Source organism: Candidatus Palauibacter sp. (assembly GCF_965261555.1).
Taxonomy (GTDB): Bacteria; Gemmatimonadota; Gemmatimonadetes; order Palauibacterales; family Palauibacteraceae; genus Palauibacter.
On record NZ_OZ253465.1, the window covers coordinates 961,274 to 980,957 of the forward strand.

At 70.1% G+C, this 19,684-nt stretch carries 18 protein-coding genes; 3 read left to right on the top strand and 15 right to left on the bottom strand.

The genetic code is table 11. The features are described 5' to 3' along the window. Positions 1-78 precede the first annotated feature (78 nt). Positions 79-624, top strand: a complete 546-nt coding sequence (locus ACQY5G_RS04080) for an OmpH family outer membrane protein (RefSeq protein WP_428277258.1) — start codon at positions 79-81, stop codon at positions 622-624. Positions 625-649: 25 nt separating this feature from the next. Here the strand turns inward: ACQY5G_RS04080 and ACQY5G_RS04085 are convergent, their stop codons facing one another. The 7 genes from ACQY5G_RS04085 to ACQY5G_RS04115 form a co-directional block, all read right to left on the bottom strand. Beyond that, positions 650-1,453, bottom strand: coding sequence for a nucleotidyl transferase AbiEii/AbiGii toxin family protein (locus tag ACQY5G_RS04085; protein ID WP_428277260.1), 804 nt, complete (start codon positions 1,451-1,453; stop codon positions 650-652). Continuing rightward, positions 1,450-2,097 carry a type IV toxin-antitoxin system AbiEi family antitoxin domain-containing protein gene (locus ACQY5G_RS04090; protein WP_428277262.1) on the bottom strand — a complete coding sequence of 216 codons (648 nt, stop codon included), beginning with the start codon at positions 2,095-2,097 and terminating at the stop codon, positions 1,450-1,452. Before ACQY5G_RS04090 ends, ACQY5G_RS04085 begins: the two co-directional genes overlap by 4 nt. 84 nt (positions 2,098-2,181) lie before the next feature. Continuing rightward, entirely contained in the window at positions 2,182-3,567 is a 1,386-nt protein-coding gene (locus ACQY5G_RS04095) for a serine hydrolase domain-containing protein (protein ID WP_428277264.1), read from the bottom strand. A 122-nt stretch (positions 3,568-3,689) separates the two neighbouring features. After that, on the bottom strand, positions 3,690-4,259 hold the full coding sequence (locus ACQY5G_RS04100; protein WP_428277266.1) for a RidA family protein: 570 nt from the start codon (positions 4,257-4,259) through the stop codon (positions 3,690-3,692). Further along, the gene (locus tag ACQY5G_RS04105) at positions 4,256-4,780 is read right to left on the bottom strand and encodes a (2Fe-2S)-binding protein (RefSeq protein WP_428277268.1); all 525 of its coding nucleotides are present in this window, start codon (positions 4,778-4,780) and stop codon (positions 4,256-4,258) included. The genes ACQY5G_RS04100 and ACQY5G_RS04105 overlap by 4 nt, the downstream gene beginning before the upstream one ends. A gap of 1,666 nt (positions 4,781-6,446) precedes the next feature. Continuing rightward, positions 6,447-7,007 carry a Sec-independent protein translocase subunit TatA/TatB gene (locus ACQY5G_RS04110; protein WP_428277270.1) on the bottom strand — a complete coding sequence of 187 codons (561 nt, stop codon included), beginning with the start codon at positions 7,005-7,007 and terminating at the stop codon, positions 6,447-6,449. A 33-nt stretch (positions 7,008-7,040) separates the two neighbouring features. Further along, the gene (locus ACQY5G_RS04115; protein ID WP_428277272.1) at positions 7,041-7,553 is read right to left on the bottom strand and encodes an HNH endonuclease; all 513 of its coding nucleotides are present in this window, start codon (positions 7,551-7,553) and stop codon (positions 7,041-7,043) included. 88 nt (positions 7,554-7,641) lie between these two features. Here ACQY5G_RS04115 and priA point away from each other — a divergent pair, with 88 nt between their 5' ends. Together priA and ACQY5G_RS04125 are read left to right on the top strand one after the other, a co-directional pair. Beyond that, positions 7,642-9,972, top strand: a complete 2,331-nt coding sequence (priA, locus tag ACQY5G_RS04120; protein WP_428277274.1) for a replication restart helicase PriA — start codon at positions 7,642-7,644, stop codon at positions 9,970-9,972. A 106-nt stretch (positions 9,973-10,078) separates the two neighbouring features. Further along, on the top strand, positions 10,079-11,395 hold the full coding sequence (locus ACQY5G_RS04125) for a hypothetical protein (RefSeq protein ID WP_428277276.1): 1,317 nt from the start codon (positions 10,079-10,081) through the stop codon (positions 11,393-11,395). A gap of 31 nt (positions 11,396-11,426) precedes the next feature. On the opposite strand, the gene ACQY5G_RS04130 is transcribed toward ACQY5G_RS04125, so the two are convergent. The 8 genes from ACQY5G_RS04130 to ACQY5G_RS04165 form a co-directional block, all read right to left on the bottom strand. Further along, entirely contained in the window at positions 11,427-12,098 is a 672-nt protein-coding gene (locus tag ACQY5G_RS04130) for a phosphoribosylanthranilate isomerase (RefSeq protein WP_428278639.1), read from the bottom strand. Then, a complete protein-coding gene (locus ACQY5G_RS04135; protein ID WP_428277278.1) occupies positions 12,095-13,132 on the bottom strand; it encodes a dipeptide epimerase in 1,038 nt (345 codons plus the stop codon). The genes ACQY5G_RS04130 and ACQY5G_RS04135 overlap by 4 nt, the downstream gene beginning before the upstream one ends. Next, a complete protein-coding gene (locus tag ACQY5G_RS04140) occupies positions 13,129-14,364 on the bottom strand; it encodes a M24 family metallopeptidase (RefSeq protein ID WP_428277280.1) in 1,236 nt (411 codons plus the stop codon). The genes ACQY5G_RS04135 and ACQY5G_RS04140 overlap by 4 nt, the downstream gene beginning before the upstream one ends. A gap of 37 nt (positions 14,365-14,401) precedes the next feature. After that, a complete protein-coding gene (locus ACQY5G_RS04145) occupies positions 14,402-15,277 on the bottom strand; it encodes a histone deacetylase family protein (RefSeq protein WP_428278640.1) in 876 nt (291 codons plus the stop codon). Positions 15,278-15,402: 125 nt separating this feature from the next. Next, a complete protein-coding gene (locus tag ACQY5G_RS04150; RefSeq protein ID WP_420615351.1) occupies positions 15,403-16,242 on the bottom strand; it encodes a sigma-70 family RNA polymerase sigma factor in 840 nt (279 codons plus the stop codon). A gap of 157 nt (positions 16,243-16,399) precedes the next feature. Continuing rightward, a complete protein-coding gene (locus ACQY5G_RS04155) occupies positions 16,400-17,203 on the bottom strand; it encodes a metallophosphoesterase family protein (protein WP_428277282.1) in 804 nt (267 codons plus the stop codon). Further along, positions 17,193-18,065, bottom strand: coding sequence for a radical SAM protein (locus ACQY5G_RS04160; RefSeq protein ID WP_428277284.1), 873 nt, complete (start codon positions 18,063-18,065; stop codon positions 17,193-17,195). The genes ACQY5G_RS04155 and ACQY5G_RS04160 overlap by 11 nt, the downstream gene beginning before the upstream one ends. Before the next feature lie 197 nt (positions 18,066-18,262). Then, positions 18,263-19,615, bottom strand: a complete 1,353-nt coding sequence (locus ACQY5G_RS04165) for an HD domain-containing protein (RefSeq protein WP_428277286.1) — start codon at positions 19,613-19,615, stop codon at positions 18,263-18,265. Positions 19,616-19,684 lie beyond the last annotated feature (69 nt).

A 19,684-nucleotide genomic window follows, 5' to 3' on the forward strand; every position in this document is an offset into this window, starting at 1 on the left:
ATGTTTCCGTGACGATGAAGCCGGTGCGGCCCCTTCAAGGGTAGATCCGTTCCGGCAGGTTCCAATAGAGGGAGAACGATGGAAAGGTACGCACGTCTCGTGCTTTCGTTCGCCGCGCTGCTCCTGGCGCTGGCGCCCACGACGCTGGCGGGTCAGGCGGACGAGGCACCGCTCAGGATCGGCGTCATCGACCTGGACGCCGCCGCGTTCGGGTCACCGGCGGGACAGGAACTCGCGCAGCAACTGACGGACTTTCAGCAGGATCTCGCCGCCGAGCTGCAGGCGCGGCAGGAAGCGGTGCGCGCGGTCGAGCTACGGGTCGCCGAGGCGGACAGCCTGACCGTCGACGAGCAACGCGTGCTCGAACGCGAGTATCAGGACGCCCTCACGGCCTTCCAGCGCTACCAGCAGGACAAGCAGGAGGAAGCGACCGCGCTGCAGAACGACGGACGGGAGCGGATCCGCGCGGAACTCGCGCCGGTGATCGAAGCGATCCAGGCCGAGTTGGATTACGACCTGATCCTGAACGCGACGAGCCCCATCATCATCCTGTTCAGCGAACGAGTCGACATCACGCAACTCGTCATCGACCGCCTCGCCTCGGAGACCCCCGGCGGTTCGTAGGCCTCCGGGCCGGGTCCGTCTCGGGTCAGCGGTCGGGTCCCAGCAGATTCAGCACATCGTTCCGGGCAGGCACGTCTTTTGCGCTCTCCAGGAAGGGGCGGACATCGGCCTCGACCGCCGTCCACTCCACGCCCGCGACCCTCGCCGCAACCGTCTCCCGCCACGTGTCCTCCGTGAGCGCCGCCGCCGCGGGCTCCGTCTGGCGGCGCGCGGCGTTCAGCAGGTCGAGGTTCGGCACCGGCCACGCGGGATCGCTCAGGTACCAGACGAGATCGTAGATGTCCCTGCCCTTCAGCCAGGGGCGGTGGAGCACCGCGTGGAGTTTGCCGGCCAGCAGCGACGCCCGGTCGTGGTGATGGATCCGCAATGACACGTGCCGCCGCACGAGGCGCGTCTCCGTCACCGCGCCCGCGGGCGGGCGGGTGTCCACCTCGAGCTTGATCCGCAGCGTCTCGTCGCGGTGGCTCGACAGACCGAACTCGTGGGGGAGTCCCCTGAAACGGAACCACCCGGCGTGGACGGCCTCCGCGTCGCGCAGCGAAGCCCTCGCGTCGTAGCCCTCCCGCCGGAACTGCGCGGCGATGGACGTCAGCCAGCGCCGCGGATCGTAGCTCTCGCGGGGTCCTTCGAGGGCGAAGTCGAGATCCTCGGAGTATCTCGGCAGCCTGTAGAGGAAACGCAGAGCGGTGCCGCCCTGGAACGCCAGCGGCGACATGGCTCCGACCCTCTGCAGACCCTCCAGGATTCGAGCCTGCAGGTATTCCCGCATCACGTTGCGCCCGGCGTGCGGATCGAGACCCCGAACCAGCTCCCGGAGGTGGTCCTTCACGTGGCGGACAGGGGTTCGTATGGCGCCGCCGAATCGCTCGCGCGGCGGATGACGTGGGCCGCGGCGCGGGCCAGCTTCGGACTCTCGGTGGCCGCCGCGATGGCCCGCAGGCGCGCGGGCGAGAGCTCCTCGAAATTCAGGCGCAACTCGTCGATCCACGCCGGAGCGTCGCCGCCCGGCTGCAGGTGCGCCAGGTCGAGGAAGGCCTTCTCGGGGCGGGCGACGAACGCGCTCTGCCCATCGACGAGGCCCACGAGCCGATATCCGGTTCGCAACGCCGGTTTGACGTAGCGGAAGGAGAACCGCCCCAGCGGCGTCTCTCTCACGTGAGGACGCGCGGGGCCGCAACTGGTGACCTCCGGGACGTATTCCGGGATCGCGTTCGCGAAGGCGAGCGCCGACAGCCCGCTCACGTAGGACCCGGGCGAGAGCCGGTTGGCGACGAGAAAGGGATGCGGAACCACCTTCCGGTACGGCGGTGCCAGCGCGAACAACCCGCGCCGGAGCCGCAGCACCTTGCCGGCGGCGCGCCAGCGGCTGAGCTGCGCCTCCAGACCCGGCTCCGAGCCCCGCCCGCTGCGGAGGAATCCGGTCTCGAACACCGGCTCGTCCGCGACGATTTCAAGCAACTCCATAAATTTCATGCGGCAAACATGCCGCAATCGGTAAGTACGCGCAATGAATCTGCCTGTCCGCAAGCCGTATGGCAGCGGGAAGACGCCGGGTTCCTACCCGGGAAGCGGACGGGTCAGCTTGACGAAGAGCAGGTTCCGGACCCTGCCCCCGCCGACCCGCATTTCCGTGACGGCGCCGTCCGGCGCGCGCTCGAAGCGGATCTCGCGCATGAACCAGCGGTCTGTGGCAAATTCGTCGGCTGCCCGCGGTTCGAGGGGGATGGCGCCGTGGCGTATGTGGCGCGCGAAGAGTCCGCCCTCTCCCACTTCGAGGTGGTACAGGGCGTCGAGTTCCGGGCTGTAGTAGCTGCCCGCGTATCCGGCGAGCGTCGCCCGGTCGGGTGTCGGAGGCGCCTCCGAATCGGCGTCCGCGGGCGAGTCATCCTCCGCCTCCTCCGGCGCGCCCTCGGGGAAGACCCCGGCGAGGACGATCTCGGCCACCTGCCGCGCGCGCCCGCCCGGGTTCCCATTCGCCACGTTGGTAAGGACAACGACCCCGACATTCGCTTCGGGATACCAGACCGCCTGCGTCCGGAATCCCGCGTCGGCGCCCCCGTGCCCCACCGTGCGCAGCCCCCGGTGGTCGCCGATGCTGAGGCCGTGTGCATAGGGGATAGTATCACCGCTGTTCAGGACCCCGCGCGTCGCCATCATCTCCATCACCTGCGGACCGCCGACCGCTTCGTGCCGGAAGTTGTCGAGCCAGCGGGCGAGGTCGTCCGCCGTCGTAAACAGGCTCGTCGCCCCCGCGTTCGCGTAGCTGAGGACAGCCTTGGTGAACTCGGGGCCCGTTGCGCGGGCGCCCTCCGTCGCCCCGCGGGCGTCTTCGCCCGCCGGGACCGGCCGGTAGGAATAGGCGCGGTCGGGGACAATGTGTTCGTGGTCATCGTGGAAGTGCGTTCGGTCCATTCCGAGCGGCCGGAAGATCCTCGCGGCCGTGAACTCCGGGAAGGACGTGCCGCCGACCGCCGCCGCTGTCTCGGCGAGGAGAGTGTAGCCCATGTTGGAGTAGAGGTACTCGGAACCGGGCACGAAGTTGAGTTCCCGCTGGCGCGACATGAGGCCGAGGATCTGCTCGGTCGTGATCACGTCGTCGAGGCGCCAGCCGGAGATGCCGAGAAGCTGCCACTGGTCCCGGATCCCGCTCGTGTGGTGGATCATCTGGCGGACGGTGACCGGATGTTCGAACCCGGGGACGAACTCGAGGTGCGCCTGCACGGGGTCGTCCAGCGAGAGCGCCCCCTCGGCCGCGAGCATCGTCACCGCCATCGCCGTGAACTGCTTCGACACGGAGGCGACGTGGAACACCGTCCGCGGGGTGACGGGGACGCCGTGCTCGATCTGGGCGTAGCCGTAGCCGCGGGAGTGAATGATCTCGCCGTCGCGGATCACGGACACGGCGGCGCCCGGCGAGCCCGGGCGGTCCAGGTCGGCGAACACGGCGTCGATCCCGCGCGCGAGGTCGGAAGACGGGGCTGGACCTCCAGCGCCTCCGCACCCGGCGAGCAGGGCAACGGCGACGGTTAGCAGTCCGTGGCGAGACCCCTGCTGCGTTCGAGCGATCACGGATCGTGGAGTTCGACCAGCATCTCGATCTCGACCGACTGGTCCCGGGGGAGCGACGCCATGCCCACGGCCGCGCGGGCGTGCTTCGAGACCGCGGGGCCGAACACCTGTTCCATGAGGTCGGAGCAGCCGTTGATGACCTGCGAGTGCTGCGTGAAGTCGGGCGGCGTGTTCACCATCCCGAACACGCGCACGATCCGCCTCACGCGGGAGAGGTCACCGATCTCGCGGGCGAGCGATGCGAGGAGGCAGACGCCGACCCAGCGGGCGATCTCGTAGCCTTCCTCGACGGTGTGGTCGAGGCCGACCTTCCCGGTGTTGCTCTCGTCGAGGCCGCCGCACGGGCCGTGCCCGGCGAGGAAGACGAGATTCCCGGTCGTCACCGCCTTCACGAAGTTCGCGGTCGGCGCATCCGGAGTCGGGAGTTCGATTCCGAGTTCCGCGAGACGCTCTTCCGGCGTCTGGGCGGCGGCTCCGGTGGCCAGCGGCAGGAGGACGAAGAGCCCCGCGAGCGCGCCGGCGACGGTGCGCGGCGCGCGCCCGTACCGCGCCGAGGGCGAGATCATGCCGTCCCCCCCGGATCGCGCCGCCGGGAGACGATCTCCTCGGGGGTCTCGCCCGTGCGGATCGCCTCGGCCGCGATCTCCACGGCCTCGAAGATCTTCGTATAGCCGGTGCAGCGGCAGAGATTGCCGGAGAGCGCCCGCGCGACGTCCTCGCGGGCGGGGTCCGGATCGCGGGTCAGCAGTCCATGGGCCGAGCAGAGGATGCCCGGTGTGCAGAAGCCGCATTGCGCCCCTCCCGTGAGATCGAAGGCGTCCTGTAGCGGGTGGGGGCCGGACGCGTCCGCGAGACCTTCGACGGTCGTAATCTCGTGACCCGTCGCCTCGTGCACCGGCATGATGCAGGAGAGCACGGCCTCGCCATCGCGGAGCACCGTGCACGCCCCGCAGTCCCCCTTGTCGCACCCCTGCTTCGATCCCGTGAGGCCGAGCCCGTAGCGAAGGGTCTCGAGGAGGGTGTAGTGCGACGGCACTCCGACCCGGCGCCGGTCTCCGTTCACCCGCAGTTCAACCACGCTGTGCATGAGAATCAAGTTGTCCGCGGGGCTCCCGGGCGGCAACCAAAATCGGGTGGCGGGCACGGTCCGGGTGCGCGCCGGGTGCGCATCGTGTGACGAAGGCCCCATGTTCAATCGTCTGAAGAGAGTCCGCCCGTGGATGACGGTCAAATGAGGGAACACACGATGCATCGCCTGGCTCGACGAACCCTGCTCCCGCTCCTGCTCTCCGCGTCGGGAGTGTGCGCGCTCGCCCCCGAAGCCGCGCGGGCCCAGGAGATCCCGGTCGACCGCTGGCTGGTCGCGAGCGCGGAACACGCGGCGGGGGACCATCCGCTCCCCGTCGCGGGGCCCGACCGATTCCCGGACCGGAATCTCGAAACCGCCGCGGGTACGTGGACGCTCTTTCGCCGCGACGGGGAGGTGCCGCTGGATTTTTCGGATGTTTCGGAAGCCGGGCAGGCGACCCTCGCCCACGCGTATCTGAAGTCACGCGCGGACGCGAGCGTGCGGCTCGAACTGGGCGTCGAGCCCTGCGCGCGCCTCGAGGCGTGGGTGAACGCGCAGTACCTCGCGGACGCCGGCACCGCGCGCGAGGTGCGGCTGGCGGCGGGTTGGAACACGCTCCTCGTCGTGCTCGACGGCGAACCCGGGTGTGCGCGCTCGCTCTCCGCGCGGCTCTCCCCGGACACGGGTCCGAACGTGCGGACGGAGCGCGACGACCCCTCGGGCGACCGGTTGACCGTGCAGGCCTCCCGCCCGCCCGGCGTGCGACCGACCTGGCCCGAAGGCGTCGTAACGGTCTCGGCCCCCCGCATCACGGGGCTCGCCTGGCGCCCGGACGACGACGATCTCCAGGCCGCCATCAGCTATGACCTCGCGAGCTGGGGTCGCGAGTTCAGGGCCGGCATGGACGGCGCCGGTGCCCCGGGGATCCAGCGCCCCGAAGTCGGATTCCGAAACCCTCTCGATCTCCCCCGCCGGGGCGGCGGCCCCCCGGGCGTCCCGGGCACCCCGGGCGCTCCCGGCGAAGCGGGCGCGGGCGATGATGAGACCGGGCCCACGGATCCGGATGGACAGCGGGCGCGGATGGTCGCGTTCCTGCTGCGCCGACCGGAAGCCCGTACCCCGGCGCCGCGTGAGGGCTCCGCCGAGTTGCGTCTGGCGGGCGAGTCGTTCATCGCCGCCTCCGGTGAACTCGAACCGGGCGTACCCGTCTCCTTCGAGGGCGTTCTCCCTTTCCGGAAGCTCCGCGAGGCCGCGCTGCGCGACGACGGCATGAAGGCCGAGTTCCGCTGGGAGGGCGGAGATGGGGAGGGCGAGGGGCGCATGTCCGCGGCGCCGGTGTTGAGAGCGCTCTACGGCACGATCGACCTGGCGCTCGATGCCGGGACGGGCGGCGCGTGGCGCGGCACGTTACGGGTTCCGGACGCGCTGGCCGGCTTCACGCTCCGAGGCACGGAGGGATCGTGGACCGTCGACGGATCCGCGGCGGAGGACGGCCTCCTGTGCAGCCCGTGCGAGCGCGGCCGGCGGCTGGAAATCGAGTTCCGCGGGACCGGCGGCGCCGATGCGGAGCCGCCACGCGCACGCATCGCGGGGCCCAACGCCCCGGACCTGTCCGAAACCGGCGCGCCGTCGGCGATCGAGTTGCTGAGGGCGCTGGAAGGGGATAACCGCCGCTACCGCGCTCTCATTGGGGGGCCGTCGCCGGATCCTCTCCCTCGGACGGCTCCGGCGGCTCCGGCGGTGCGGGCTCGGTCGCAGGCGGGGCGATCACGGGCTCCGAGACGGGCTCCGAGGGCGGCTTCGGGCCGAACGTCGGACGCGAAGAATCCGTGGACCAGGGATCGATGAACTCCTGAGCCGGATCCACTTCATCGCGCGGCGTGGGCGGTTCCTGTTCCTCCACGACCGGCCCCGCGGTCGCTTCGGAGGCGTCCTCTTCGTCCTCCGTCTCATCCGCGGAGGCAGCCGCCCCGGCGGCCGAGGTCCCGGCGGCGGTGGCGGTTCCGGCGATCGTCGCATTGCTCGCGGTCGCAGGTTTCGGGGGCGTGGGCGGCGACCTCCACTGCGTCTCCCGGCCGGCGGCCTCGAGTTCGCGCTGGATCTCGTTCATCCCCTTCCGGAACTCTCGGATCCCCTTGCCGATGGTGCGGGTGATCTCCGGCAGGCGGCGGGGCCCGAACACGATGAGCACGAGCATCGCAATGAGGAGGACCTCGCCGAGTCCGAATCCGGAGGTGATATTCATGACGGTGCGATCAGCCGGCCGGCCGGGCCGAACTCAAGGGGTCAGCGCCCGCAGCACGTCCTCGCCGTAGAACATGCCGATATACCTGGCCTGCACGGGCGTGACCCTGCGGACGGCCCAGATCAGTTCGACGTGGTTGGGTTCGCGAGGCTCCGCCGGGAGCGAGAACCCGCATTCGGCCAGCAGACGGTCCGCCTTCTTCAGGTTGCACTTGCTGCAGGCCGTTACCACGTTCGACCATCCGTTGTCTCCGCCACGCGAAATCGGAATCACGTGATCGCGGGTCAGCGACTCGCGATACCCCAGTTCCCGCCGGTGACGGCCGCAGTACTGACAGCGATAGGCGTCGCGCGCGAACAGGAAGGTGTTCGTGACCTGGCGGCGGAAGCGGCGGGGGATCTGGATGAACCGGACGAGGCGGATGACGACGGGCGTATCCATCCGTACGCGCTCGGATCGGATGGGACGTTCCGAATCCACCTCCAGCGCGTCGGCCTTCCGGTCGATGAGCAGGCGAACGGCGCGCCGGACCGGAATGATCGTCAACGGCTCGTATGAAGCGTTCAGGGCCAGACAGCCCATGATCGACCCCCCATTGGATTCGGTGGCGGAAAACAAGCAATCCGGCTGCGACGTGTCAAGCGAAGGCCCCCCCGGGGAGGCGCCGCGGGAGGCGGGCTCCGCCGGCGTGTGCGAGGTGGCGGTCGCGCGGACGTTCCTCGGTACGCTCGCCTACGCGATCCCCGCCTCGCTCGTCGGGGCCGTGGGGCCGGGCGTCCGGGTCCGCGTGCCGCTCGGCGGCGGGACGGCGGTCGGGGTCGTGGACCGCCTCGGGCTGCGGGCGGGCCGGGGACGGAAACCCCGATTGCGCGAGCTGCGGGGCGTCCTCGACGAAGCGCCGGTGGTCGACGCGCGTCTCCTCGATCTCTGCCGCTGGATCTCGGACTACTACGTCGCGCCTCTCGGCGTTGTGCTGCGGGCGGCCCTCCCTCCGGGTGCGCTCGGGTCACGGGCCGCCCGCGGAGGGAGCCCGGGACGACCGCGCACCGAGCGCGTGCTCCGGCTTGCGCGCGAACTGCGAACGCTGAGCGAACGGGACCGCGCCTTCGGGCGGGCGAAACGGCAGCGCGAATTGTACGAGACGCTCGAGTCGGTCGGAGGGCAGGCGGGCGTCGGGCACCTCGTGAAGCAACTCGGCTTCAGCCGGGGCGTGCTCGACGGGCTCGTGGAGCGGCGCCTCGCGGAAATCGTGGAGCGCGAGGTGGAGCGGGATCCGTTCGCCGGCCCGGTGGAGCCGGAGCCGCGGTTTACCCTCACTCCGGACCAGACGCGGGTCGTCGGCGACCTCGAGCGCCTCGACGCGCCGGGACGCGTCGCGCTACTGCGCGGCGTGACGGGCTCGGGCAAGACGGCCGTCTACCTGGAGGTGCTGGAGCGTCAACTCGCGATGGGCCGCTCCGGCATCTTCCTCGTGCCGGAGATCTCTCTCACGCCCCAGACGGTGCAGCGCTTCCGGGCCCGCTTCGGCGATGAGGTCACCGTGTTGCACTCGGGGCTCTCGGACGGGGAACGCTTCGACGCCTGGCGCAGCCTGCGCGAGGGGAGGCGGCGGATCGCGATCGGTCCGCGCTCGGCGGTGTTCGCGCCGGTCCGGAACCTGGGCGCGATCATCGTCGACGAGGAGCACGAGAGCAGCTACAAGCAATCCGACGTGCCGCGCTACCACGCCCGTTCCGTTGCGATCATGCGCGCGCGGCTGGAAGGGGGTCTGTGCGTGCTCGGCTCCGCGACGCCCGCCCTCGAGAGCTGGGAGAATGCGCGGACCGGGCGCTACCACCTGCTCGAACTCGAGAAACGGGTGACGGGCCACGGGCTCCCCTCGGTGGAACTCGTCGACCTGCGCGCCGACGCCGGCGAGGACCCGGGACAGGACGCGGAGGAGCCCGCTCCGGGTGGCGGACCGCGGGTCTTCTCCAGGCGGCTGCGGGAGGCGATCGCCGCGCGTCTGGAACGGGGCGAGCAGACGATCCTCTTTCTCAACCGCCGAGGATACGCCTCCTTCGCCGAGTGCGCGGCCTGCGGTCACGTGTGGAGTTGTGGCGCCTGCTCCGTGACCCTCACCTATCACCGCCGACGCAGTCAGCTCGTGTGTCATCACTGCGGCTCGACGAGCCCGCTCCCCTCCGGCTGCGGCGAGTGCGGGGGCCCCGCGCCGCGTTACGCCGGGGTCGGCACCGAACAGGTCGAACGCCGCGTGTGCGAACTCTTTCCGGAGGCCGGCATCGCCCGCATGGACCTCGACACCACGGGCTCCAAGTGGGCGCACGTCGAGATCCTGGACGCGTTCCGGAGGCGGGAGGTCGACATCCTGCTCGGAACGCAGATGATCGCCAAGGGCCTCGACTTCCCGCAGGTTACGCTCGTGGGAGTGATCAACGCGGATGTCGGTCTCCATCTGCCGGACTTCCGGGCGAGCGAACGCACCTTCCAACTCCTGGAACAGGTCGCCGGACGGGCCGGACGGGGCGAGGAACCGGGGGAGGTCCTCGTCCAGACCTCCCGCCCGGGACACTACGCGCTCGCCGCGGCCGCGGAGCACGACTACGTCGGCTTCGCGGAACGCGAACTCGGGGACCGGGAGGAACCCGGCTATCCGCCGCACCGCCGGCTCGCGAACCTCGTCGTCTCCGGGAAGACGGAATCCAAGGTGATCGACGTCGCGGAGGAACTGTCGGAGTGGACCCGGCGGCTGATTCGGGATCGCCGGCTCGTCGGAGTCGAGGTCATCGGTCCGGCCCCCTGTCCCATCGATCGACTCCGGGAGCGGTGGAGGTGGCACTTCCTGGTCAAGGCGGATCGCGCCGCGACGCTCGGCGGCGTTCTTCGCTTCCTCGGAGAGCAGCGGGCCCAGCCCGGCTCGGGCCTCCGGCTCGAGATCGACCGCGATCCCGAGGCGCTCCTGTGAGCGGGGCGGCCGGCTCGGCGCTTCGCTTGTTGTGAGGACCACGCTCCGTCAGGTTGTGCCCCGGATTTCCACCCGCCGTACATCGATGCGAAGCGAGGGAGAAGGAATGAGCGGATCAGGATCGCGCACCGTCGTGTCCATGGGAGTTCACCGGCGCCGTCACGCTCGGGGCCTCGGGCTCGTCGTGGCGATCGGGAGCGCGGCGGCGACCTGCGGGGGGCCGTCGCTGCCACCCATCGCTTCGGCCGAGGCGGCGGCCGCGTTCGAGGCGTGCCGCGAGTTGGCGTGGGAGGAGAGGCAGGGATGCTATGAAGCACGGCTCCTCGACGAACTCGACGCGGCCGGGACAGTTGCGGCGCTCGAAATGCTCGAGTCGCTGGCCGTCGCCGACCGGGCGGTCCGGGCGGAGTCCCATGTCCTCACGCACGCGATCGGCATCAACGCCTACTCGCCCGGAGAGACATTCACCGACGCCTTCGAGGAGTGCACGGAGGTCTTCCAGTCGGGATGCTACCACGGCGTCGTCCAGGCCTATTTCATCGCCACGGGCGAACCGAACGCGGAGAAGGTCGCGGGGCTCTGCGAGCCCTACGAGGCGGATCCCGCCGACCGCTGGCTGCTCTTCCAGTGCCTGCACGGCCTCGGACACGGTCTGACGATGTATTACGGCCACCACCTTCTCATGGCCCTTGAGGGCTGCGACCTGCTGACGACCGGATGGAACCGGAACTCGTGCTACGGCGGGGCGTTCATGGAGAACGTGGTCAACGCGATCGATCCTCATCATCCGGCCGCCGAACTCGTGTCCGATGGGACGGCCATGGAGGACGAGGCAGGCGAGGCGGCCGAAGCGTCGGACCACGGCGCGGGCGCGCACGCCCACGGGACGATGGCGATGGCCGAGGGCGTCGAACCCTTCGAGCCGCTGCGTGCCGACGACCCGCACTATCCCTGCTCGATTCTGGACGAGCGGTACCTGACTTCCTGTTACCAGATGCAGACGTCCGCCATGCTCTGGCACAACGACTGGGACATCGCGGACGCGGCCGCCTCCTGTCTCGATGCGCCGGACGGCTGGCGAGACGACTGCTTCGTGAGTCTCGGCCGCGACATCAGCGGCCGCACGCTGCAGGACGAGGATGAGGCGCACAGCGAATGTCGGAAGTCGCCGGCGGACCACCGCGAGTGGTGCTACGTGGGCGTCGTCAAGAACTTCGTGGACGTGACCGCGACGACCGGGGCCGGATTCTCGTTCTGCCGCATCATCGAAGACTCGGCGAAGCCGTTGTGTCACGAAGCCATGGGAGAGTCGCTGTACTCGCTCTACGCGGACGAAGCCGCGCGGCGCGAGGCGTGCGAGGCGTCGGAGACGGAGGAACTCGCGCTCGAGTGCCGGCGCGGCGCCCGAGTTCGGGCGGACTAGCCGTTCCCGACTGGCCGGCAGCCCGTGGCTGCTAGCCGTTTCCGCCGGCTCTCGCTTCGCGCATGAAGCGTCGCAGCAGCCTCTCGTCGAGTCGCCCGTCCGTTCTCACGCCCGAGCAGACGTCCACGGCGAAGGGACGGACCGCTTGCAGCGCCGCGGCCACATTCGTCGGCCGGAGGCCTCCCGCGAGGTAGACCGGGCAGTCTGCCCGCTCGACGATCCTGCGGCTGTGCCTCCAGTCGTGAACGCGGCCCGTGCCCCCGAGTTGCCGCACGGCGAGGTCCGGGTCGCCCGAGTCGAGCAGGACGGCGTCGACCAGCGGCGCCACCGCGGCCGCCTCCTCCACCGAGTGCTCTCCCCGGACGTGGACGACCTGAACGAGCGAGACGCCCGGCAACAGGCGGCGCAGGCTGCGGAGCGCGTCGGGCGCCAGCCGGTCCACGAGCTGGAGCGTGTCGGCCCCGGCGTGGCGCTGCTGGGCCGCGATCTCCTCCGGGTCGGTCCGCGACGTGAGCAGGAAGGTCGCGACGCCGCGCGGGGCCCCGGCCGCGATGCGGCGGATCGTGGCGTCATCGATGACCCCCGGTCCGCTCGGCATCGCGGAGACGAGCCCGATCGCCGTCGCCCCGTGACGGGCGGCAAGCTGGGCCTCCTCGGGGCTCCTGATGCAGCAGATCTTGACCGCGGGCTTCCGTTGACTCAGTCCGGCGCCCCCGTGGCTGCCCGCTCCACACCGAGCCCGGGACGGTCGGGCAGGACGATTCGACCCTCTTCGAGATGCGGGCCGGTGAACGGATCGGAACGGAGGAGCGCGGCGCCGTCCAGGTCCGCGTAGTCCACGAGCGAGGCCAGGTGCGCCGCGGGCGCGATCCCGAGGCTCGTTTCGAGCATGCATCCGAGCATGACCGAGAGGCCGCACGCGCGCGCGGTGTGAACCATGCGGAGCGCCTCCCTCGGACCTCCGCACTTCGCGAGCTTGATGTTGATGCCGTCGACGAGGCCGTCGAGTCGCGGAATGTCGCTCGCCACGATGCTCGACTCGTCCACGACTATGGGGAGAACCGCGCGCGAGCGGACGAAGGCCAGCTCGTCGTTCTCCGTCGGCGGGAGCGGCTGCTCCACGAACTCCACGCCGTATTCGGCGCACATCGCGATTCCCTCGATGGCTTCGGCGGGAGTCCAGGCCGCGTTCGCGTCCACGCGCAGGACCTTGTCGGGCGCCGCGCCGCGGACGGCGCTCAGCCGCGCTTCGTCATCGTCGCTTCCGAGCTTGATCTTGAGGATCGGCCACGCTTCGGCCTCGCGCGTCTTCCGGGCCATGACTTCCGGAGCGTCGATCCCGATCGTGAACGAACTGAGCGGCGCGTCGGCAGGATTCAGGCCCCAGAGCTTCCAGAGCGGAAGCCCCGCGCGCTTTCCGACCCAGTCGTGAAGCGCCGACGAGAGCGCGCAGCGGGCCGACCCGTTCCGGCCGAGGAGGCTCGCAAGGTCCCGCTCGATGACCTCGAGCTGGAACGGGTCTTCCACCTCCTCGATGCGGGGGGCCAGCTTTCCTAGCGCGGCTTCCACCGTATCCGCCGTCTCCCCGTAGTACCCTGACGGATCCGCCTCGCCCCAGCCTTCGATCCCCTCATGCTCCAGTCGCACCCACACCAGGTCGTCGCCGGTCTTCACGCCGCGGCTGATGCCGAAGGGGTGCGCCGTTTCGACGTGGAACGGTTCCCACGAGATTCTCATGTTCCGGTCGTCCGCCAGAGGTTGTACTGGATCCGGGACGGCGTGACTTCGGGCCCATCCTCGCGCATGTAGACATCGATTTCCGTCCGGTGGCCGAAGCGTCCCTCCAGGTAGACGCCGGGCTCGACGGAAAAGCCGATGCCCGCCACGAGCCGCCGGTCGTCCCGCATCTCGATGCTGTCCAGGGTGGGACCGACGCCGTGGATTTCGCGGTCGATCCCGTGCCCCGTCCGGTGGAAGATCGCGTGCCCGTAGCCGCGCGCGATCAGCGCCTCCCGGGCCGCCCGGTCCGCGTCCGCACCGGTGGCGCCCGGGTCCTCCCGGATGACCTCGACCGCCGCGTCGCGCGCCGCGACGACCGCGTCCCAGGCGGCGACCACCTCGGCGGGCGGCTCCGGGCCGAGGAAACCCATCCATGTCTGGTCGGCGAAGACCGCGTCGGGTTCCCCGGCCGCGCGCCCCCACAGATCCACCATGAACACCTGGTCCGCCGCCAGGGCGGACGATCCCTCGGCCCGGGGTTCGTAGTGCGGCTTGGCGGCGTTGGGGCCCACCGCGACGATCGTGTCGACCTCCGTCAGGCCCTCGGCGCGCAGGCGCGCCCGGATCCACTCGGCGAGGTCGTGCTCCGTGACCGGAGTCGGCTCGCCGGAAGCGTCGAAGGCGACGGCCGTTTCGGGATCCGCCTCGGGCGTGAGCCCCGCCGCGCGCACGGCCAGTTCGAACGCGGTCCGCGCGGTCCGCGCCAGGATCTCGGCCGCCTCGTGGTGCAGCGCGTGCCCGCGCGCACCCCACTGCGCCGCCGTCCCGGAGATCAGCTCCACCGAACTGACGACCCGGGGTCCGAGCGACTCGACGAGTTCGACGACGCCGGCGGGGACGTGGTCCACGTACGGGATCGAGTCCCGGGGGCTCACCTCCATCGCGACGGTATCCGTGCCCTCCAGCATCTCGCGCAGCGCCTTCTCCATCTCATCCCAGCCGACGTAGCTCGTGAGCCGGTGCGGCCACCCGTCCCATCCGGACACTTCGATCTTCTGGACGAGCGCGTGCGGCGTCCGCCCGGGCTCGATGAGGACGAAGTACCGGCGCTTCTGGCCTTCGGGCAGGCCGACGAGGTGCGCCGCCAGCGGATTGAGGGCCCGGAAGTCGTACAGCAGCCAGGCGTCGATCTTCTGTCGTTCGAGCTCCCGGGAAGCGGTCTCCAGGAAGGTGGCGTCAAGGTCGGGCAAGGGGGGCTCCTGTTCTGCGGGGCGCGCTCCCGGGCGGTCAGCCCGTGGCGTCGCGCAGGGCGGTCAGGTGCGAGACGACGTTGCGTCCCAGTTCGTCGGGATTGTAACCGCCCTCGAGGAAGGAGACCACGCGGTTTCGGGCCGTGGCCCGCGTCCGTCCGACGACCTCGTGCGTCAGCGTGTCGAAGTGCGCCGGGGTGAGGGTGAAGCCCCCAAGCGGATCCTCCGCCCCGGCGTCGAACCCGGCGGAGATGAGCGTGATGTCGGGCTCGAAGCGGGCCAGTGCCCGGTCCAGGCCCTCGAGCAGCGTCTCCACGTAGCGCTCGGGCGGAAGACCCCCGGGCATGGGAAGATTCAGCGTCGTTCCCTCTCCCGCTCCCCGTCCGCGTTGATCCGCGGACCCGGTGCCGGGAAAGAGAGGGTGCTCGTGCATCGAGAGGAAGAAGACCGAGGGATCGTCGTAGAAGATGTCCTGGGTCCCGTTTCCATGGTGCACGTCCCAGTCCACGATCAGAACCCGCTCGACTTCCGGCCGGGCCAGGGCGTGGCGGGTGGCCACGGCGATGTTGTTGAAGAGGCAGAAGCCCATGGCCCGGTCCGCCGTCGCGTGGTGTCCCGGCGGGCGCACGGCGCAGAAAGCCGCACGGCACGTTCCGTCGAGGACCGCGTCCACCGCCGCGACCCCGCACCCGGACGCGGCGACGGCGGCGTCCCAGCTTCCCGGCGAGACCGGCGTATCGGGATCGATCCGCACGATCCGCCCGCTCTCGACGGAACGGTCGCAGATCGCCCGCACCCGTTCCACGTGTCCCGGCGTGTGGGCCCGTTCCAGTTGGGCGATTTCGGCCGCGGGCGGCATGACGGGGAGGACGTCCTCGTGAAGCTGGGGCAACGCCCGCTCGAGCGCGCCCATCACGGCGCGGAGCCGTCCCTGGTGCTCCGGATGACCCCAGCCCGTGTCGTGCCGGCTGCAGTCGGGATGCTGAAAGAGACCCAGACGCTTCAGCGCCGCCGCCTCGGGCAGTGGGTCACACCAGGCTAGGTTGCGAAGGTCGCGAGGCTCTGTCCTTCGGGACCTTCCCGCAACTCCCGGAGCGCTCGATCCCGGAGCTGCCGGACGCGTTCGCGCGTGACGCCCAGCAAGCGACCGATCTGCTCCAGAGTGTGGGGGTCTTCGCCCTGCAGTCCGTAGTACAGCCGGACGACGCGCGCGTCCCGCGGACGCAGGCGCCGCAGGCCGTCGGCGATGTGCCGCTTCAGCAGGCGCCGTTCGACGACTTCCTCGACATCCGTCTCGTCCGCGAGGAACCGCTCCGCCAAGTCGCTGTCGTCAGCGGCCCCGACCCGCGCGTCGAGTCGCACCTCACGCGCATTCAGTCTCCGCAGCAGCTGGACCGTGGGTATCGTCAACCCCGTCTCGGACGCGATCTCCCGATCGCTGGGCTCACGGTCCAGGGTCTGACGCAGTTCACCCCGCGCACGGATCATGCGCGCCAACTCGGTCGCCCGATTGAGAGGCACCCGCACGGGCCTGCCCTGCTTCGCGATCGCGGACAGGATCGCCTGGCGAATCCACCACACGGCGTAGCTGATGAACTTCACCCCGTGGTCCGGATCGAACTTCCGGGCGGCGATGACCAGGCCGACGTTCCCCTCCTGAATGAGGTCGAGGAAGCTCAGCCCCTTGTTGCGGTATCGTCGGGCGATGGAGATGACGAAGCGCAGATTCGCGCGGATGAGGCGGTCGAGGGCGGACGCGTCGCCGCCGCGGGCGGAGCGGGCGGTCTCACGTTCCTCGGTGGGGGTCAGGAGCGGATAACGACCCAGTTCCTCGAGGTAGCGTTCGAGGATGTTGGGCGACAAACCCTCGCGATCCATCGCAACTTCCTCTCCTTGCCGACGTCGACCCGGCCAGGCTGTCGGGCCGATCTGTCGATTCCGGCTCCGTCGCGCTCGGACCATCCGACGCTGCCATGAAGCTAACGCGGATCGGTCACCCCGCAAAATCCCGTGCAGCCAAGGCCCGTGAGGTGCGTCAGAACCGACCGATGGCGCGTTCGCGGGCCGGGAGGACTTCGAGACAGGTCGTCCACCAGCCCGTGAGGATCGTCTCCACGAACTCCTCCGGCAGTTCCTCGTCGCGCATCTCGCCCGCGAGGCGTTCGTGATCGTAGCTCACGGGCACGAACTCTAGAACGGCCGGCGCCTCCGTGGCATCGCCGAAATCGAGAAGCGCGTACCACACCTCCGTACGCCCGTCGTTCGCGGGCCGGCCCAGAACGCCGACGTTCGCGAAGAGCCCGCCGCCGGGCAGCGAGCGCTGCCACGGGATCCCGGTATGGGTCGCGAGCACGATGTCCGCCTCGTACTCGCGGGCGAGCCAGGTCAGGAACTGTGTCGAGGTCGCCGATTCCCAGAGGAATTCGTTCATGCGCCGGGGGCTGCCGTGGCACATCAGCACCCGCGCACCGTTCACCTCGAGGCGGATCTCGCCGGGGAGACGGTCCATCCAGCGGCGCCACCGTTCGTGCGTGTTCCGGAACGTGTAGCGGTACGAGAGTCGTGCAAAATGGTTGTCGCGCGGGTCGGTGTAACCGCACTGGCAATCTTCGAGGCCACGCGCGATCGAATCGTCGTAGTTCCCGCGCATGACGCGGACATCGTGGTCGATGAGGAGCGGAAAGACCCGGTCGGGGTGGGGGCCGAACGCCCCCAGGTCGCCCAGGCAGTAGAGCGCTTCCGCCCCCCGGCCACTGGCGTCCTCGATCGCGGCCGCAAGCGCGAGGTGGTTGCTGTAGACGCCGCCGAAGACCGCGATCCGGCGCGGTTCAGGAGACATCCTGCCCGATGCCGCCGTAGTTGGAGCAGATCGCGCCGTACAGCCAGCACGTGTAGCACGCGGACTCGCCGAGCCGCACCGGGCTCGACGCTTCCTCCAGCGTCGAACCCATGCGGGCCGCCGGCGTCTCGATGAGGATGGGACAGGCGTAGATGCCGCGGTTCGTCACCACCCGGCTCGACGCGCAGAGCAGCTGGCTCTCCTCGTACCCCTCCATCATCGCCTCCGTCACGCGCTCCTCCTCCGTGTACGGGCGGATCCGCGCCGCCTCGCGCCCGATGCGGAGGGACGGGAGGATCTTGAGCCGCGGGTTCTCGTACCCGAGCGACCGCAGCCGCGCGACGAAGGCCTGTCGCACCTCTTCGTCCCGTTCCGGCTCCCATACCTGCGTGGCGGTGATGATCGGAAGGAACCCCTCGGCGAGCAGCTTCCGGACGCCGTCCATCGCGCGATCGAAGGTGCCTTCGCCCCGGATGCGGTCGTTCGTCTCGGGCGACGGCCCATCGAGGGAAACGCGCATCTCGAGCGAGTAGCTCGCCGCGCGGGCGGTCCGGGCGATGGGCTCCAGGGCCCGCGCCGGGAGCAGAGTCCCGTTCGTCAGCACGGAAGCCGGTCCCTGCTCCAGGGTCCGTTCCAGCATGGCGGGGAGGTCGGGGTGCATGAAGGGCTCGCCGCCGGTGAAGTAGTACTCCTTGACGCCCCACTTCTCCGAGCGCCGGAGCCAGTCCTCGACCTCGTCGAGGGAGAGAAACTCGAAGCTGTCGTTGTCCGGGGCGCAGCTGATGAAGCAGTGGACGCAGCGCAGGTTGCAGATCGTCCCGGTCACCTGGAACCAGAGTGTATCCAGGTGGTCCAGGCGCACGAGGGGCGCCGCGCCGGCCCATCCGGCGCCGTTCGACGCGGACGGCGACGAGTGGATTCGTCGCGGGCGCGCGCTGTCTTGCCGTGGTTCGGTCGGCGGCGCCGATCCGTGCATGAGATGAACCTTTGCGGGTGGTCTGCCGTTGATCCTACCGCGAGCGCCGGGGCGCGCGCGACCGAGGGTCGAGGCGGCGGTCTTCAGGCTAGCAGCGGGACTCCCGAGTCGAGCCGTGCCTCAACCTCCTCTTCGGAAGCTTCAATCAGCGCCAGCACCGGCTTCGGATCGCGCGGAGCGGAAGGTTCGAAGGAGAAGATGCGCAGCACCCGCGCCGAGTGGTGGAGGGAACGTCCGAGCCGGGGGATGTCGATGAGGCCTCGCTCGCCCAGCGCGGTCAGCCGGCGGACTTCGCCGTCGTTCCGCACGAGGAGCAGGTTGAGTTCGAGCATGCCGGGGTAGCTCGGATAATCAAGCATCACCGCTCCCTCGGAGAGACCCCACTCGAGGGCCATGCGCCGCTCGAGCGCGGCAACGAGGTCCGCGCGCCGCGACGGCCACGACGACAACGCGTTCGGTAGCTGGTCGCCCGTCAACTCCACGAGCCGCTTCGGGAGACGCCGGTCCACGAGCGTGCGGAGGAGCTTCGCCGCACGGCCGAGCGCCGAGTCGGGATCGTGCCCCCCGCCCGCCGACGACCGCGCGATCCGCTGATCGATGAGCGAGAGCAGCTCTTCGTCCGTCGGGCCCGCCAGGTCTTCCGGGGAGAGCAGACCGCTCTCGAGCGCCGTCTGGACGAGGCGCACGAAGGTCAGCGTCGCGGCGCGCACGGCGTGGTGCCAGTAGACGTTGCGGAACATCTGATACTTCGAGAAGAGAAGCGTCTCCAGCGCGCTGAGTCCCTTCTCGCTGACCGCGAGTTCGAGCGGACGTCCGGCCCCTTCGCGGGCGACGGTGAGGGCGGGGAGGAGGCGGTCGACGTCCACGGCCCCGTACGGCACGCCGCAGAAGAGGGAGTCGCGCCGGAGGTAGTCGATCTTGTCGAGGTCCAGCGATCCCGAGATCAGCCCCTGCAACGGGTGGCTCGACTGCCCGCGGATGAGGGCGCCGATGCGGGCCGCGGCATCCGGGCCACGCCGCTCGAGGACGCGCCGGATGGGGTCCGCCGCCATGAAGCGCGCCGCGATCTCCTCGTGGTCTCCGGGGATCGCTCCCGGACCGAGTTCCTCCACCGCGTGCGAGAAGGCGTAGTGTCCGACGTCGTGGAGGAGCGCGCCGAGGCGAACCACCGGCAGTTCGTCCATGGCCTCCGCTGCCAGCGCCTCGAGGTGTCCGTCGCGCTCGAGACAGGAGATGGCCCGCGACACGAGATGGTAGACGCCGAGGGCGTGCAGGAAGCGGTTGTGGACGCCGCCGGGATACACGAGGTGGGCGAAGCCGAGTTGCTTGACGCGCCGCAGTCGCTGGAACTGGGGCGTGTCGAGAATCTCGGCCGCGTCCTGGTCCACGCGGACGTTCCCCCACAGGGGATCACGGATGGTGCGTATTCTGGCCATGGGCGTCGCTGAACATGCTCCGCCGCTCGGTCAACGGGCAATCAACCGGGGCGGCGGTATGCCGCCAGT

Excerpts from the sequence above, each read along its gene's own strand:
- ACQY5G_RS04080 (WP_428277258.1), top strand. The coding sequence starts at position 79 with ATGGAAAGGTACGCACGTCTCGTGCTTTCGTTCGCCGCGCTGCTCCTG.
- ACQY5G_RS04090 (WP_428277262.1), bottom strand. The coding sequence starts at position 2,097 with ATGAAATTTATGGAGTTGCTTGAAATCGTCGCGGACGAGCCGGTGTTC.
- ACQY5G_RS04100 (WP_428277266.1), bottom strand. The coding sequence starts at position 4,259 with ATGATCTCGCCCTCGGCGCGGTACGGGCGCGCGCCGCGCACCGTCGCC.
- ACQY5G_RS04105 (WP_428277268.1), bottom strand. The coding sequence starts at position 4,780 with ATGCACAGCGTGGTTGAACTGCGGGTGAACGGAGACCGGCGCCGGGTC.
- ACQY5G_RS04110 (WP_428277270.1), bottom strand. The coding sequence starts at position 7,007 with ATGAATATCACCTCCGGATTCGGACTCGGCGAGGTCCTCCTCATTGCG.
- ACQY5G_RS04125 (WP_428277276.1), top strand. The coding sequence starts at position 10,079 with ATGAGCGGATCAGGATCGCGCACCGTCGTGTCCATGGGAGTTCACCGG.
- ACQY5G_RS04135 (WP_428277278.1), bottom strand. The coding sequence starts at position 13,132 with ATGAGAATCTCGTGGGAACCGTTCCACGTCGAAACGGCGCACCCCTTC.
- ACQY5G_RS04145 (WP_428278640.1), bottom strand. The coding sequence starts at position 15,277 with ATGGGCGCGCTCGAGCGGGCGTTGCCCCAGCTTCACGAGGACGTCCTC.
- ACQY5G_RS04150 (WP_420615351.1), bottom strand. The coding sequence starts at position 16,242 with ATGGATCGCGAGGGTTTGTCGCCCAACATCCTCGAACGCTACCTCGAG.
- ACQY5G_RS04155 (WP_428277282.1), bottom strand. The coding sequence starts at position 17,203 with ATGTCTCCTGAACCGCGCCGGATCGCGGTCTTCGGCGGCGTCTACAGC.
- ACQY5G_RS04165 (WP_428277286.1), bottom strand. The coding sequence starts at position 19,615 with ATGGCCAGAATACGCACCATCCGTGATCCCCTGTGGGGGAACGTCCGC.